Origin of the sequence: Phyllobacterium sp. UNC302MFCol5.2 (genome assembly GCF_000686005.1) — a bacterium.
Classification (GTDB): Bacteria; Pseudomonadota; Alphaproteobacteria; order Rhizobiales; family Rhizobiaceae; genus Phyllobacterium; species Phyllobacterium pellucidum.
This window is the reverse complement of record NZ_JMLL01000012.1, coordinates 18,758-32,908: the sequence shown is the minus strand read 5'-3', so window position 1 is coordinate 32,908 and position 14,151 is coordinate 18,758. Positions and strand designations below refer to the sequence as shown.

Genomic DNA, 14,151 nt, shown 5'->3' with positions numbered 1-14,151 from the left:
AGAACCGTGCCATTCCCTTTGCCGGGAATGGCATCATTTCACATAGTCGTCCAATATCGACCGGATATCGCGCTGGTGATTGCTTGACGTCAGCAAGGCGCGTTCGGTGACCGCCTCAAGGTGATGATCCATGACGGCAAAAGCCCTCTCGCTATCGCCCTTCTGCAAAGCGGCAACGATTTCAAGATGCTCGTTGACCGCGCAGTCCGAAGAGTGCGGCCGGCCATAGAGGGCGAGAATAAGCGAACAGCGCGACACGAGTTCGTTTACGTAGCGTGCCGTTACGGCATTGCCCGCCATCTCGGCGAGAAGAATGTGGAACTCGCCGGCGAGCCGGATCGAGTCGGGTGAATCCTGGGTGCGGGCGGTTTCCTCGCGCGCGACATGGTCCTTGAGGCGCTTGATCTCTGCCGGTGTGATGCGCTCGACGAGGCGGCGCACCACATCGCGTTCGAGGCTCCGCCGCGTTTCGAAGATATCGTAGGCTTCTTCGAGCGTCGGCTGAGCCACGGTCGCGCCGCGATTTGGCTTCAGGTCGATCAAACCCTCGCCGTGCAGACGCCCAAGCACGCTTCGCACGATGGTGCGGCTGACACCGAAGCGATCGCCGATGACGTCCTCCGGCAATTTGTCGCCGGGGCGCAGGGCGCGCTCGATGATCGCCCGCCGCAAGGCTTCATACATTGTATTGCTGCTTGGGAGACGCTGGCGCTTTTTACCGGTGGTCAAGGTCTGTTCGTTCATGTGCAACCCATCTGTTGATCACCAACTTATATCGTATCAGACGGAATCCGTGAATTGGCAATAGTGTATGCTATTTCGATTTATTTTTGTATACTATTTTTCGCGAGCAGTATATAGTCTTCCTAAAGAGGCCCGGTGCATTCGACCACAAGCAGCGGGAATAGGGGGAGCACACGGTCATGTTCACGGCATCGCCAGGGACAAGCGTAATCTTCATTCGGCGGGCGACGAGCGCAGCTTTCTGCAGGGCTAGCCATGCTTGAGAGCCACAGTTCGAAACTCCTGATTGTCAATGGTAATACCAACCTGGCCCTGACCGAACGGTTGCGGGATCAGGCGCGCGCCATGCTGCCATCCGAACGCAATGTCACTGCGCTGACCGCACGGTTTGGCGCTGAGTATATCAGCGATCGCGAAAGTGCGGCGGTCGCGGCTCATGCCATCATCGATACGGTCAAGGAACATTTGGCCGAGGCCAGCGACAATAAATACGACGCCTGTCTGTTGGCCTGTTTTGGTGAACCCGGCATCGGAGCCGCCAAGGAAGTCTTTGATTTCCCTGTCGTCGGCATGGCCGAAGCCTCCATTGTATCTGCCTTGCAGCTCGGTGAACGCTTTGCGATCGTAACCATCGGCGAGCGCTGGCCGGGAATGTTGCGCGAACTGATGCGCCAGCAGCGGCTGGAAGATCGCTGCTGCGGCATGTACGCCATTCCGGGAAGGGCGCTTGATCTAGCCGCGCGGCCCGCGGAGGCGCGCAGTGCGGTGCGAGTGCTCGTCGACAAGGCAATCCGCGAGCAGGGCGCTGATGTCGTCATCATCGGCGGGGCTGCGCTCGCCGGAATTGCTCAAGATCTGCAGCCGGAATGGGATATCCCGCTCGTCTGTTCATTCCATGCGGGGCTCGTCCAGGCCGAAGCCATGGCCGGCCTACGGCGACCCGCGAAATCGAGAACTCGGAGATTCTGAACGCTGCTGATTTTGGCAACCGGGAAGACCATTCGCCCGGCAAAATCAATGCGTGACAGGATGCAATAAGTGTGATTATCGTATACAAAAATACAAACACGAGGGAACAAAATGAAATCAAAATGGGTTAGGAGTTTTGTATTCGCGTCGCTGGCGGCTCTTGCCGCGATGGGCGCCACGTCGGCCTCAGCACAACAGACACTCGACACGGTCAAGAAGCGCGGCAAGCTCATTTGCGGTGTTTCGATGAATGTCGCCGGATTTGCCTACGCCGACAGCAAGGGCGTCATGCAGGGCTTCGATGCGGATGTGTGCCGCGCTGTTGCTGCCGCAGTCTTCGGGTCGCCTGACAAGGTCGATTTCGTTCTCACCAACATCAATACGCGCTTTCAGGCGCTTCAGTCGGGCGAGATAGACATCCTATCGCGCCAGACCACGATGACCTTCTCGCGCGAAGCATCGCTCGGCCTCGATTTCGGACCGACCGTCTTCTATGACGGACAGGGAATCATGGTTCCGGCCAAGCTTGGCGTGAAGAGCGCCAAGGAATTGAACGATGCAGCGATCTGTATTCTTCCGGGCACGACGACCCTACAGAACCTTGCCGATTTCTTCCGCACCAACAACGGCAAGTTTGAATCCGTCGTCTTCGAAAATCCCGATGAACTGCGCAACACATTCTTCTCCGGGCGTTGCGATGCGCTGAGCAGTGATCGCTCCGATCTCGCATCCATTCGCGCTGTCGCCCAGAACCCGGCCGACTACATCATCCTCCCGGATACGATCTCGAAGGAACCGCTTGCTCCGGCCGTACGGCAGGGCGACGACAATTGGCGCGATATCGTTTCCTTCACCACCTATGGCATCATTGCAGCGGAAGAGAAGGGGATCACCCAAGCCAATATCGACGACAAGACAAAGAGCGAAGACCCTGAGATCCAGCGCATGCTTGGCGTGACCGGGGATCTCGGACCCATGCTCGGCCTCGACAAAAAGTGGCTCTACGATGCCATCAAGGGCGTCGGCAATTACGGCGAAATGTTCGAGCGCAATCTTGGCGAAAAAACTGCCCTCGGCCTGACCCGCGGTCCCAATAATCAATGGACCAATGGCGGCCTGCTTTACGCGGCGCCGTTCCGCTGAGCTAAAGCGAGCCGGTGCGGGATAAATCTCCGCATCGGCTCATCCATTTCAATCGGATCTTGCATGCTGGGGGGGCTTCGATGCGTGTCGCGCAGGCACCGTTCCGCTTGAATTTCCGCGATAAGCGGACGCGGGGCATTCTTTATCAATGCGTGTGCGTCGCCAGCGTCGTTGTCGCGGGCCTCTATCTCTTCAATAATGTTTCGGAAAACCTTGCGCGGCAAAGCATCGCCACGGGCTTTTCCTATCTCTGGCGTGAGGCTGGATTCGTCATCAGCCAATCGCCGATCGACTATCAGCCATCCGACAGCTATGCGAAGGCGCTGCTTGTCGGCATCCTCAACACGATACGGGTCTCTATCCTCGCATCGGTTGCCGCCACGATCATAGGCACTCTGGTGGGGATTGGCCGGCTCTCGTCCAACCCTTTATTCGCCCGTCTGATGCTGCTCTATGTCGAGGCCCTGCGCAACGTCCCGCTGCTGCTGTTGCTGTTTCTCTGCTATGCGGTCATCGTCACCATCCTTCCGCCGGTCCGCGAGGCCTTGCAGCTTCTGCCGTTCGTCTTTCTCAGCAATAGCGGCCTCGCAGTTCCATCCATCGCCTGGAGCAACGATCACACGATGATCGCAGCGGCATTCCTGTTTGGTTGCGGATTGACCTACCTCTATGCGCGCCATCTTCGGCTGCGGCGTATTGAAAGTGGGACCGACCAGTCCAACTGGCCGCTCATCAGCGCAATCATTGCCATTCCACCGCTTGTCGCCTGGCTCATCCTGCGTCCCGAGCTCGATCTCAGCCTGCCGGAACTCGGCCGCTTTCGCCTCGCTGGTGGTGCGCAGCTAACGCCCGAGTTTGTCGCTCTCTTCGTCGGGCTCGCCCTCAGCGCATCGGCCAACGTTGCCGAGATCGTCCGCAGCGGCATCCTTTCGATCCGCAAGGGCCAGCGTGAAGCCGCGGCCGCGCTCGGGCTCAGATCCTCGCGTATCATGCGGCTGGTCATCTTGCCCCAGGCCCTGCGCGTCATCATTCCACCAATGACGAGCGCCTATCTCAACGTCTTCAAGAACTCGTCGCTGGCGATAGCCATCGGCTATCCCGACGTGGTAATGGTTTCCAACACCACAATGAACCAGACCGGGCAGGCAATAGAGCCGATCGCCCTGTTCATGCTGGTCTATCTCAGCCTGTCGATCACCATCTCGCTGTTCATGAACTGGTACAATGCGCGCGTCGCATTGCGGGAGAGGTGACATGACCGCAGAAGACGTCTCCATCTCCGTTCAGCGCTATCGGCCCTCGCTCTCCCTGAAGAGCAAGCTCAAGCCCTATTTCGGCACGCCGGTCAATGGCGCTATCACCGTCGGCTGCATCCTCATCATCGCCTGGGCACTGAAGCATGTCATCGCCTGGCTGTTGGTAGATGCTGTCTTTACGGGAGCGCCTGCTGTTTGCCAGCAGCAGGGCGGGGCATGCTGGCCCTTCCTCGTTGCCAAGATGCGCTTCATGCTGTTCGGCTTCTACCCCTTCGAAGAACAGTGGCGGCCGCTTCTTGCCCTGCTGCTGTTCTTCGGCACATGCGGCATCGCCATGATCCCGATGTTCTGGGGGCGCCGGCTCCTCGTCCTCGGTGCCGCGGCGTGCATCGTCCTTTTCTGGCTTATGCTCGGTGGATTTGCAGGCCTTGTCTATGTGCCGACGTCCAAATGGGGCGGCCTTCCGCTTTCGTTCATGCTGTCCGCCGTCGGTCTCGTCTGCGCCTTCCCGCTCGGCGTGCTGCTGGCGCTTGCGCGCGCGTCAAACCTGCCGGCCATCCGTGTCCTTGCTGTTGTCTTCATTGAGCTCGTCCGCGGCGTCCCGTTGATCAGCATTCTGTTTATGGCTTCGGTCATGCTGCCGCTCTTCCTGCCGACTGGCTTCAACATCGACAATCTGTTGCGGGCGCAGGTCGCAATCATTCTCTTTGCCGCCGCCTATATCGCTGAAGTCGTTCGGGGCGGATTGCAGGCGCTGCCCAAGGGGCAGGTCGAGGCTGCCTCGGCAATGGGCCTGCATTACTGGCAGACGATGCGCCTTATCGTTCTCCCGCAAGCCCTGAAGATCGTCATTCCGCCGCTTGTGTCGCTGTTCATCGGCTTTTTCCAGGATACGACGCTCGTGACGATCGTCGGGCTTCTCGATTTCCTCGACACGGTACGCGCAGCGATGCGCGATCCTCAGTGGCAGGGTATTGCCGTGCTCGAAGGTTATGTGTTTGCGGCTTTTGTCTACCTCGTTTTCAGCGCCATCATGGGCGCCTACAGCCGCTTTCTTGAACGGAGATTTAGAGTTGGTCATGACTGAGAAAGTTACTGTCATCCGGGACGCTGCCTGGATTGTCGCCTGGGACGCGGAAACCGATGCTCACGTCTACATGAATGACGGTGACGTAGCTTTCTCTAGCGCGGGGGTTATGCAAGTCGGCGGCCATTACGTCGGTGCGGTAAACGAGGAGATTTCTGGGACGAACCTCATGGTTATGCCCGGCCTCGTCAATATTCATTGCCATTCAGGCGACGAGCCGCTCGCCAAGGGACTGTTCGAGGATGCCGGCACGCCCGCACTCTGGGGCAATGCGCTTTACGAATTTTCGGCCTTGCTCGATGCGGATGAGGACGCGCAGGCCGCGGCGCAGACTGTCATGCTTGGCGATCTGATGCGCAGCGGTGTGACGACGATGCTCGACATTGCCGGCGATCATCCGCGCTGGATTTCGACCATGGCGGAGAGCGGCTTGCGCGGTTATCTGGCTCCGGGATTTCGCCAGGCGCAGTGGCGCGTCGTCGAAAGCCACCGCCTGGATTTCGACTGGGACGATGCAGCGGGGAACGATCGATTCCGGCAGGCCTTGGCGCTCGTCGACGAAATCAGTGCCCACGAGAGCGACCGGCTTCAGGGCGTGGTCGCCCCCTCGCAGATCGAGACCTGCCGGCCGGAGCTTATGGCCGAAGCCGCCGACGAGGCGCGCAGGCGAGGCGCGCCGATTACCATCCATGCGGCGCAAACCATGACCGAGCATGAGGAACTCTTGCGGCGCCACGGTCGCACCGCAATCCAGCATCTCGACGCAATCGGCATACTCGGTCCCGATCTCATCCTCGGCCATTGCATTTTTGCCGATCACCATTCCTGGACGCGCCAGCGCACCCGCAACGACATTGCCCGCCTGGCCGAGACCGGGACAGCGGTTGCCCACTGCCCGGTAACTTTTGCGCGCAGCGGCATGACTCTTGAAACGATTGGCGCCTATCAACGCGCGGGGGTGACCATCGGGATCGGCACTGACAGCTATCCATTCAATATGCTCGAAGAGATGCGCCAGGCGCTGATCTGCGCGCGCATCGCCGGGCGCAACTTCGCGGAAATCGATACGCAAGGCGTATTCAATGCGGCAACGATCGGCGGCGCCAAGGCGCTTGGACGGGACGATATTGGCAGGCTTGAAGTCGGAGCCAAGGCTGATCTGGTCCTGATCGACATCGCGACGCCCGGCATGCAGCCTGTGCATGATCCCCTGCGCAACCTTCTGCATTGCGCAGCCGAGCGTGCGGTCCGGGATGTCTTTGTCGACGGATCTGCCGTCGTTCGCAATCACGCCGTGGCCAATCTCGACTATGAGGGGGCCGTCCGCGAATTGCAGGACGCGCAAAAGCGGATGATCGCGCGAAGCAGTGCAGGCGGGCCGGCGTTTGGCAAAGGCGCAAGGCTCTCGCTCGCCGTCAAATAGCTACTATGTCGACCCGGCATCGTGCGCACAAGCAGCCATGATTCCGCGGTAATGCTTATCGTTTGAGAGGTTGGCGCCACAAACGCCAGCCGCCTGCATCTTTTCGCGATCCGGCGCGTTTGTCTGCCATGGTATCAAGCGCGGTCGAGGTTATCATGGCAGGCGGCAAACTCTCCCGTTACACGTCCAAACGCGACTTCAAGCTCACACAGGAGCCAAGCGGCGGCGGCGAAGTCAATGCGTCGAACAGGCTTCGCTTCGTCATCCAAAAACACGACGCTTCAAGGCTGCACTATGATCTTCGGCTGGAACTCGACGGCGTATTTAAATCCTGGGCGGTGACGCGAGGGCCCTCGCTTGACCCGAAGGACAAGCGGCTCGCCGTCGAGGTCGAAGATCATCCACTCGAATATGGCGACTTCGAAGGTACGATCCCAAAGGGCCAGTATGGCGGTGGAACCGTGTTGCTGTGGGATCGGGGTTATTGGGAACCGGAGGGTACCAAATCCCCTCAGGAGGCGCTCGAGGAGGGCGATCTCAAATTCGCGTTGGATGGCAAGAAGCTGCACGGCAGCTTCGTGCTCGTGCGCATGAAGAATGATCGGGACGGCGGCAAGCGCAACAACTGGTTGCTGATCAAGCATCGCGACGACCACTCGGTAGATGGAAACGGTGACGCGATCCTCAAGGAAGCAGCCTCGGTGGCGTCGGGCCGTACCATGGAGGCAATAGCCTCGGGAAAAGGGCGCAAGCCCAAGCCGTTCATGACGGAGGGTTCTTACGCGGCAGCGGACGCAACTTGGGAGAGCAATCGCAACGGCTCCGCAGCGCCGACTAAGCGCAAGCGAGGAACGCCTGCCGCCTCAAGTGAAGCGACGATGCCGGACTTCATCCCGCCACAGCTTTGCGAAAGCGTTGCGCGTCCTCCTTCTGACGCTGGATGGGTGCACGAGATCAAGTTCGATGGCTATCGCATCCAGGCCCGGGTCAAGGACGGAGATGCGACGCTGAGGACCCGCAAGGGTCTTGACTGGACGAAGAAGTACACGGCAATCGCCAAGGCATTCTCGGCATTGCCGGATGTGATTATCGATGGGGAGATATGCGCTCTCGATGATCATGGCGCACCCGACTTTGCCGCGCTGCAGGCGGCACAGGCCGATGGCAAGACCGGCGACCTTGTCTACTTCGCCTTTGATCTGTTGTTCGAAGCCGGTCATGATTGGCGCGACCGCCCCTTGACCGAACGAAAGGCACGGCTGCAGTCGATCCTCGACGACGTGGGCGGTGATCCGAGGCTCAGATATGTCGACCACTTCGAGACGGGCGGTGACGCGGTCCTGAAGTCCGCCTGCAAGCTTTCGCTGGAAGGAATTGTGTCGAAGCAGTCCAACGCTACCTACCGTTCGGGGCGAACCGATATGTGGGTTAAAGCGAAGTGTCGCGCCGGCCACGAAGTCGTCATCGGCGGTTGGTCGAAGACCAACGGAAGATTCCGCTCGCTGCTCGTCGGTGTCTTTCGTGAGGACCACTTCATTTATGTCGGCCGCGTCGGCACAGGGTACGGAGCGGCAAAAGTGAAGTCGCTGCTGCCCCGACTCGAGGCACTTCGCGCCGAAAAGTCGCCCTTCACCGGGGGGAACATGGCCAAGAAGGTGGATCCCGATGTCGAATGGGTGAAACCCGAACTCGTGGCGGAGATCGAATTCGAAGGCTGGACTGCCGACGGTCTCGTGCGGCAGGCTTCGTTCAAAGGTATTCGTGAAGACAAACCTGCCCTGGAAGTCGAGGCGGAGAAGCCGGCGAAACCTGAAACCACGGACGTTCCCGATCCCGGGAAACAGGCGCGGAGCATCGGCAAGCGACGTGGAGCGAAGGCCGAAATCATGGGTGTTGTTTTGTCCAATCCGGACAAACCTCTGTGGCCGGACGCTGGCGACAAGAGGCCTGTCACCAAGCTTGATCTTGCCGAGTATTACCAGGCGGTCGGTCCATGGCTACTTGATCATATCAAGGGGAGGCCATGTTCGATCATCCGCGCCCCGGACGGCATGGGTGGAGAACAGTTCTTCCAGCGCCACGCCATGCAAGGCGCGTCAAATCTGATCGAATTGGTAACGGTTTCGGGCGATCGAAAGCCCTATCTGCAAATCGACAGGGTGGAGGGATTGATTGCCGTCGCCCAGATCGCTGCCCTCGAACTCCATCCATGGAATTGCGCACCTGGAAATCCGGACGTTCCAGGACGGCTGGTATTCGATCTGGATCCCGGCCCCGATGTGCCATTCTCAGTGGTGGTCGCGGCAGCGAAGGAAATGCGGGAACGTCTCGAAGCGCTGGACCTCGTCTGCTTCTGCAAGACCACGGGCGGCAAGGGCCTGCACGTCGTCACGCCACTTGCGACCAGCAAGAAGAGCAAGCTCACGTGGAGCGAGGCAAAGGCATTCGCCCACGATGTCTGCCAGATAATGGCCAATGATCACCCGGACCGCTATCTCGTCAAGATGGCTAAGAAACTGCGCAACGGGCGGATCTTTCTCGATTATTTGCGCAACGATCGCATGGCGACCGCGGTGGCGCCGCTCTCGTCTCGGGCTCGTCCTGGCGCAACTGTATCCATGCCCTTGGCGTGGGGGGACGTAAGGGCCGATCTCGACCCCAAGCGTTTTACCGTGCGAACGGTCCCCGCACTTCTCGAAAAAACCGACGCTTGGGCGGATTATCTCGATGGAGAACGTTCATTGGAAAAGGCCATCAAGCTTCTGGGAAAGTCCGTGAAAGCAGCAGCATGATCGAAGTGGGGAAACGGAAGATTTCACGCTCTGCGTGGGCCCTGCCTCTCGATACGCAGCCGATGGAGGCCCGATCGGCCGAGACCCTGCCTGCCGACGGCGGCTGGCAATATGAACCGAAATGGGATGGATTTCGCTGCCTGGCATTCAAGGACGGAACCGAGGTTGATTTGCGCGCCAAATCCGGGAAGCCGCTGGGGCGCTTCTTTCCGGAGATGGTCGAGTTGCTGGCGGCGCTGCCGGTTCAACGTTTTGTAATCGACGGCGAACTCGTCATCGAGAGCGGCGGCGCGCTCTCCTTTGAAGCCCTGCAAATGCGACTTCATCCTGCGGAAAGCCGTGTCAGAAAGCTCGCGGCTGAAACGCCGTCGAGGCTCGTCGTCTTCGACATGCTGATGAATCCCGACGGCAAGTTAATCATGGATAGTCCGCTTACCGTTCGTAATGCGCAATTGTCCGCCTTTCTGGCGCTCGCGCGCGAAGCCGCACTGACGCAATCGCCGCATACGAGCGATATCGACGAAGCACGTATCTGGCTCGAAAATGGTTATGCGGGAACCGATGGCGTCGTGTGCAAGCGCGTGGATGGCCCATATCTTCCGGGCGAGCGCGCCATGATCAAGGTGAAGCGTCTTAAGTCAGCGGATTGCGTGGTTGGCGGGTTCCGTTACGAACATGACAGCAAGCAAGTCGGGTCTCTTCTTCTTGGCCTCTATAACAGTGACGGCAAGCTCGATCACGTTGGCTATACGTCAACGATTACGGATAAAGAGCGCGGTGAACTGACAGAGAAGCTGGAGGCATTGGTCGGGCCTCCCGGCTTTACCGGCAAGGCTCCAGGTGGGCCGAGCCGCTGGAGCACAGAGCGGAGCGGCGAATGGCAACCGTTGAAGCCGCAACTCGTCGTCGAGGTAAGATTTGATCATATCAGCGGTGATCGGTTTCGCCACGGGACCAAATTGTTGCGGTGGCGTCCCGACAAGAGCCCTCGCCAATGCACGTATGAGCAGCTCAGGTCAGGCATGCATTAGGCCGGAACCTTTTTGTGGCGAAGGGAAAGCGTATCGGCAATGAAACGCTCCTGGCTCGCCGCAGTGGCGGCGATCAGGTTTTCGTCACGCAAGCCCCCATCGAAAAGGGTCATCACCCGTTTGGCAACCCTGTGGATTTCGTCCAGGCTTGTACTCGGTACATGGAGATCGCGGCACGCGATGCGGTGTGCGTGTTCCATGAGGTTCCAGTCTTCGCGGGAATATATTGCTTTCCTTGCACGTCGCATGAATGCCTCCTCATCGTCGTCAAGTATTAGGCCGAACACTGGACGCGGCGCCGGTGGGTGTCATTCAAATTGTTTAACGGAATCGTCGAAACATGCTCTGCGAAACTGCACGATGATCGCTGGATTATGAGCGAACCGCATTGAATCGGAACAAAAGGTTTCGCGGCGACTTGTAGCTAGATAAGCAACGCAATCTTACCGGGACGGCACTGTCTTCGGATTTTCCAGCCACTCATTGGAAAACGTCAGGCTCGCGATTGAAATGGGATTCCCTTCCTCGTCTCTCACAGTCACGGTGACAATCAGACGCCCCGTGTCGCCGACTTCGTCGCGAGCAATATCGAGCAGGATGCGCGTTGCCTCCTGGGTTACGGCATTGAGCGTCGCCAATTCCACCCCGTGGTCGTCGCGCAGGGGGCCGGCGCCATTGTGCAAGTCAAAGTAATATCGGGACATTTGTGTGTACACGCTGCTGGTTTCGTAAGGATAGTAATCGTTCGTGGGCCAATCAGTTCCGTCATTCGTCACTATTCTGGAAAATTGGATGGAGGTTTCTTTGATTGAATCACTGCTTCTGAATCTTGAAAGCCGCGATATTGTTTCCGAGGAGGAGAAATCGCTTCTTCGATCAATCATCACACGCGGGCGACAATTTGAAATCGATGAAGATCTGGTGCGGGAAGGATCACGGCCGACATATAGCACCTTGATGCTTGAAGGCTTCGCCGCGCGCTATAAGGTGCTCGATGACGGCAGCCGGCAGATTACGTCCCTGCATATTCCCGGCGACTTCGTCGATCTTCACGCATTCCCCCTGAAAATCATGGACCACGGTATTGTCGCCTTGTCCCCGTGCCGCGTCGCCTTCGCCGACCACAGCGCTCTCAAGACAGTCACCGAAACTGTCCCGCACCTGACGCGGTTGCTCTGGCTTTCCACCCTGATCGACGGCGCCATCCATCGCGAATGGATCGTCGCGATGGGGCGAAGATCAAAGAAGGCGCATCTTGCTCATCTGATCTGCGAGCTTTACGTCCGCCTGCAGGTCGTCCAACTGACCAACGAACAGAGCTTTCACCTCCCGCTGTCGCAGGTCGAGCTTGCCGATGTCGTCGGGATCTCGGTGGTCCATCTCAACAAGACACTGCAGTCGCTGCGCCGCGAAAAGCTCGTGACCTGGATCAATCGGACAGTGACCATTGTCGACTGGGAAGCCCTGAAGGAGTTCGCGGAATTCAACCCGCTTTATCTCAATCTTTCGGTCGAGGCGCGATAGCGATTACAGATGTCGTATAAGACAGCCGAGATATTTCCGGGATTCACCTTGGAGACGATCGTTCTCAGCGAAGCCACCTTGCGGGTTCGTCACGGGGGTAACGGACCGCCGCTGCTTTTGCTTCACGGGCATCCGCGCACGCACACCACCTGGTACCGGGTTGCTCCTTTGCTCGCGCTTGAGTTTACCGTTGTCTGTCCTGATCTGCGCGGATTTGGCGGTTCGTCCAAGCCTGCGGACCATCCCGATCACGCCGGGTCGTCCAAACGAGCGAAAGCGCGTGACTGCGTCGAGCTAATGCGCGGACTGGGGTTCGAAACATTCTCGATCGCCGGCCACGATCGCGGCAGCTATACGGCTTTTCGCTGTGCGATGGATCATCCGCAGACGATCAGATCTCTATCAATCCTCGATGGAGTTCCAATCATCGAGGCTGTCGAGCGATGCGACGCCAAATTCGCGAAAGCCTGGTGGCACTGGTTTTTCTTCGCTCAGGCAGAGAAGCCTGAACGGGCCATCCTGGCCGATCCGCTCGCATGGTACGGTGGTACGGCCGACAAAATGGGAGAAGCGAACTTCGCGGATTACAGCACAGCCATTCATGATCCGTCGACGGTCCACGGCATGATCGAGGATTACCGTGCCGGCCTTGAGATCGACTGGCGCCACGACGAGGAAGACCGGAGCGCCGGACGGCGCTTGGCCTGTCCGTTGCAGGTTTTATGGTCGGGGCAGGACGATCTCGAGTACCTCTATGGCGATGTTCTTGGCGTCTGGCGGCGGTGGGCAACGGAACTGTCCGGCCAGTCCCTGCCTTGCAGGCACCATATGGCGGAGGAGGTGCCCGAGACGTTGGCCAAAGCACTTTCGCGTTTTCACAGCCTCTACTGGTAGCCTGAGAGGAGATGAACCTGAGTGCAGGGGTTGGAACTTTCGAACCCGCGGGCCGTTACATTTTGCTACAACTTCTGATGGTATAAGGTTCTGGTCTTGACTGGAGGCGTCATGATGACGGTGCAGATTTCTCCGCCCTCGCGTTTGGCAACCCATTCGGTTCGCGAGTCGGATTGCGTCGAAGCCATCAGGGCAAGGTTCGAAGAACTGCACGATCCGGGTGAAGATTACATCGATCTCATCAGGGAGGCGATGGCGGCAGGTTGGACCATGCGCGAAGCGCGGCTCGCTCTCAACAAGCTGCTCGGGCTCGACCTCAGGGATCAGGAGCAACACTAGCACTTGTTAGTTTCCGGCGCGGTTCAGCACTTCTTCCAGTTCGTCGATCCTGCGCCGTATGACCTCTGCGGCACTGTCACCCGGTACTGAATCACCTTCCGTGGAAATGCCGAAAGTTTGGCTGCCTTCGGCGACGGCGAGATCGTCCTTCAGCCGCGCCAGTTCTTCGCGCAAATCCGCTTTTGTAGGCTCGTTGCTCATGACACCCTCATCTGCTTGGCGACTACTTCCCGTGAACGATTTTCCAGACGTTACGTTCCCGGAGTCTCCCACTCTCTAACGCGTGCCCAGGGTGACGGAACTTCCGTTTCCTCCATGTGTTTCACTGAAACTTACGATGCCAATTGCCACTCACTGCAATGACGCAAATTCGAGCAACAGTAGGGAGCAATCTGATGGGTGATCCTGGTCCTCGTCCAAATCCCGATCCGCCAATCCCTGACAGGCCGCCGGTGCCCGCGCCGGGACCCGGCCCGGTGCCGCCCATTGTCGAGCCGCCATCTCCGGATCAGCTGCCGGACGAAGTGCCTTTGCCCAATCCTGACGAGGTCCGTGATCCGCCCGCGCATGTTTGGACTAGGCAGAACGAGCCAACGGCGACTTTCATGGTCTCACCTAGGGAACGAATGGTGGTGCGGAGAGTTCATTCTCGACAAAGGAAGTGCGAGGTCCCACATGCCGCTGTTTCGTTTCGTTTTCGATGAAGGTGAGGGGCTTGATGCCATTACACCGATCGCATTTCCTGACCATGAAGCTGCGATCGACGCTGCGCACAAGGCAGCAAGGGAATCGCTCATCGACGCGGTCATTGAAGGCTACGATCCAACGACATGGGTCGTGCGCATCTATAATGAACCGGGCGAACTTTTGAAGACGATTTTCGTGTCTGACCTCCTGCGCACAAAAACCGAATAGCTCTTTATTTGCCGATCCTGGCGAAGAGGGCCCC

15 protein-coding genes are annotated in these 14,151 nt (G+C 58.6%); 11 read left to right on the top strand and 4 right to left on the bottom strand.

Translation table 11 applies throughout. The features are described 5' to 3' along the window. Positions 1 to 33: 33 nt before the first annotated feature. Positions 34 to 744 (bottom strand): GntR family transcriptional regulator, encoded by a 711-nt coding sequence (locus BR48_RS0114855; RefSeq protein ID WP_081815898.1) that lies wholly within the window; start codon positions 742 to 744, stop codon positions 34 to 36. A gap of 255 nt (positions 745 to 999) precedes the next feature. On the opposite strand from BR48_RS0114855, the gene BR48_RS0114850 reads away from it, so the two are divergent. The 7 genes from BR48_RS0114850 (at position 1,000) to BR48_RS0114820 (ending at position 10,445) form a co-directional block, all read left to right on the top strand. Then, the gene (locus BR48_RS0114850; RefSeq protein ID WP_027232033.1) at positions 1,000 to 1,713 is read left to right on the top strand and encodes an aspartate/glutamate racemase family protein; all 714 of its coding nucleotides are present in this window, start codon (positions 1,000 to 1,002) and stop codon (positions 1,711 to 1,713) included. A gap of 111 nt (positions 1,714 to 1,824) precedes the next feature. Beyond that, a complete protein-coding gene (locus BR48_RS0114845) occupies positions 1,825 to 2,856 on the top strand; it encodes an amino acid ABC transporter substrate-binding protein (protein ID WP_027232032.1) in 1,032 nt (343 codons plus the stop codon). A gap of 80 nt (positions 2,857 to 2,936) precedes the next feature. Further along, complete coding sequence (locus tag BR48_RS0114840) at positions 2,937 to 4,109, top strand: ABC transporter permease subunit (protein WP_027232031.1); 1,173 nt, start codon at positions 2,937 to 2,939, stop codon at positions 4,107 to 4,109. A 1-nt stretch (position 4,110) separates the two neighbouring features. Beyond that, positions 4,111 to 5,199 (top strand): amino acid ABC transporter permease, encoded by a 1,089-nt coding sequence (locus BR48_RS24655; RefSeq protein WP_197030361.1) that lies wholly within the window; start codon positions 4,111 to 4,113, stop codon positions 5,197 to 5,199. After that, complete coding sequence (locus BR48_RS0114830) at positions 5,192 to 6,622, top strand: amidohydrolase family protein (protein ID WP_027232030.1); 1,431 nt, start codon at positions 5,192 to 5,194, stop codon at positions 6,620 to 6,622. The genes BR48_RS24655 and BR48_RS0114830 overlap by 8 nt, the downstream gene beginning before the upstream one ends. A 155-nt stretch (positions 6,623 to 6,777) precedes the next feature. Continuing rightward, positions 6,778 to 9,414, top strand: coding sequence for a DNA ligase D (gene ligD, locus BR48_RS0114825; RefSeq protein WP_027232029.1), 2,637 nt, complete (start codon positions 6,778 to 6,780; stop codon positions 9,412 to 9,414). After that, positions 9,411 to 10,445: an ATP-dependent DNA ligase gene (locus BR48_RS0114820; protein ID WP_081815897.1), complete on the top strand. Its 1,035-nt coding sequence runs from the start codon at positions 9,411 to 9,413 to the stop codon at positions 10,443 to 10,445. The genes ligD and BR48_RS0114820 overlap by 4 nt, the downstream gene beginning before the upstream one ends. Here the strand turns inward: BR48_RS0114820 and BR48_RS0114815 are convergent. Further along, the gene (locus BR48_RS0114815) at positions 10,442 to 10,693 is read right to left on the bottom strand and encodes a hypothetical protein (RefSeq protein ID WP_139217681.1); all 252 of its coding nucleotides are present in this window, start codon (positions 10,691 to 10,693) and stop codon (positions 10,442 to 10,444) included. The two genes, BR48_RS0114820 and BR48_RS0114815, sit on opposite strands and share 4 nt — an antisense overlap. A gap of 195 nt (positions 10,694 to 10,888) precedes the next feature. After that, a complete protein-coding gene (locus BR48_RS0114810) occupies positions 10,889 to 11,149 on the bottom strand; it encodes a hypothetical protein (RefSeq protein ID WP_027232026.1) in 261 nt (86 codons plus the stop codon). A gap of 100 nt (positions 11,150 to 11,249) precedes the next feature. Here BR48_RS0114810 and BR48_RS0114805 point away from each other — a divergent pair, with 100 nt between their 5' ends. From BR48_RS0114805 to BR48_RS0114795, 3 genes are all read left to right on the top strand, one after another. Next, on the top strand, positions 11,250 to 11,969 hold the full coding sequence (locus BR48_RS0114805; protein ID WP_027232025.1) for a Crp/Fnr family transcriptional regulator: 720 nt from the start codon (positions 11,250 to 11,252) through the stop codon (positions 11,967 to 11,969). Positions 11,970 to 11,978: 9 nt separating this feature from the next. Further along, positions 11,979 to 12,863 carry an alpha/beta hydrolase gene (locus BR48_RS0114800; RefSeq protein ID WP_155810894.1) on the top strand — a complete coding sequence of 295 codons (885 nt, stop codon included), beginning with the start codon at positions 11,979 to 11,981 and terminating at the stop codon, positions 12,861 to 12,863. A gap of 111 nt (positions 12,864 to 12,974) precedes the next feature. Next, positions 12,975 to 13,202 (top strand): hypothetical protein, encoded by a 228-nt coding sequence (locus BR48_RS0114795; RefSeq protein ID WP_027232023.1) that lies wholly within the window; start codon positions 12,975 to 12,977, stop codon positions 13,200 to 13,202. Positions 13,203 to 13,208: 6 nt separating this feature from the next. Here BR48_RS0114795 and BR48_RS0114790 read toward each other — a convergent pair whose 3' ends face one another. Then, a complete protein-coding gene (locus BR48_RS0114790; protein WP_027232022.1) occupies positions 13,209 to 13,403 on the bottom strand; it encodes a hypothetical protein in 195 nt (64 codons plus the stop codon). Between the two features lie 474 nt (positions 13,404 to 13,877). Between BR48_RS0114790 and BR48_RS24650 the strand changes: the two genes are divergently transcribed. Then, positions 13,878 to 14,117: a hypothetical protein gene (locus tag BR48_RS24650; protein ID WP_051615032.1), complete on the top strand. Its 240-nt coding sequence runs from the start codon at positions 13,878 to 13,880 to the stop codon at positions 14,115 to 14,117. Positions 14,118 to 14,151 lie beyond the last annotated feature (34 nt).

Coding starts and splice junctions, on each gene's coding strand:
- BR48_RS0114800 (WP_155810894.1), top strand. CDS start 11,979: ATGTCGTATAAGACAGCCGAGATATTTCCGGGATTCACCTTGGAGACG.
- BR48_RS0114795 (WP_027232023.1), top strand. CDS start 12,975: ATGATGACGGTGCAGATTTCTCCGCCCTCGCGTTTGGCAACCCATTCG.
- BR48_RS0114850 (WP_027232033.1), top strand. CDS start 1,000: ATGCTTGAGAGCCACAGTTCGAAACTCCTGATTGTCAATGGTAATACC.
- BR48_RS0114815 (WP_139217681.1), bottom strand. CDS start 10,693: ATGCGACGTGCAAGGAAAGCAATATATTCCCGCGAAGACTGGAACCTC.
- ligD (WP_027232029.1), top strand. CDS start 6,778: ATGGCAGGCGGCAAACTCTCCCGTTACACGTCCAAACGCGACTTCAAG.
- BR48_RS0114845 (WP_027232032.1), top strand. CDS start 1,825: ATGAAATCAAAATGGGTTAGGAGTTTTGTATTCGCGTCGCTGGCGGCT.
- BR48_RS24655 (WP_197030361.1), top strand. CDS start 4,111: ATGACCGCAGAAGACGTCTCCATCTCCGTTCAGCGCTATCGGCCCTCG.
- BR48_RS0114820 (WP_081815897.1), top strand. CDS start 9,411: ATGATCGAAGTGGGGAAACGGAAGATTTCACGCTCTGCGTGGGCCCTG.
- BR48_RS0114810 (WP_027232026.1), bottom strand. CDS start 11,149: ATGTCCCGATATTACTTTGACTTGCACAATGGCGCCGGCCCCCTGCGC.
- BR48_RS0114840 (WP_027232031.1), top strand. CDS start 2,937: ATGCGTGTCGCGCAGGCACCGTTCCGCTTGAATTTCCGCGATAAGCGG.
- BR48_RS0114790 (WP_027232022.1), bottom strand. CDS start 13,403: ATGAGCAACGAGCCTACAAAAGCGGATTTGCGCGAAGAACTGGCGCGG.
- BR48_RS0114855 (WP_081815898.1), bottom strand. CDS start 744: ATGAACGAACAGACCTTGACCACCGGTAAAAAGCGCCAGCGTCTCCCA.
- BR48_RS24650 (WP_051615032.1), top strand. CDS start 13,878: ATGCCGCTGTTTCGTTTCGTTTTCGATGAAGGTGAGGGGCTTGATGCC.
- BR48_RS0114830 (WP_027232030.1), top strand. CDS start 5,192: ATGACTGAGAAAGTTACTGTCATCCGGGACGCTGCCTGGATTGTCGCC.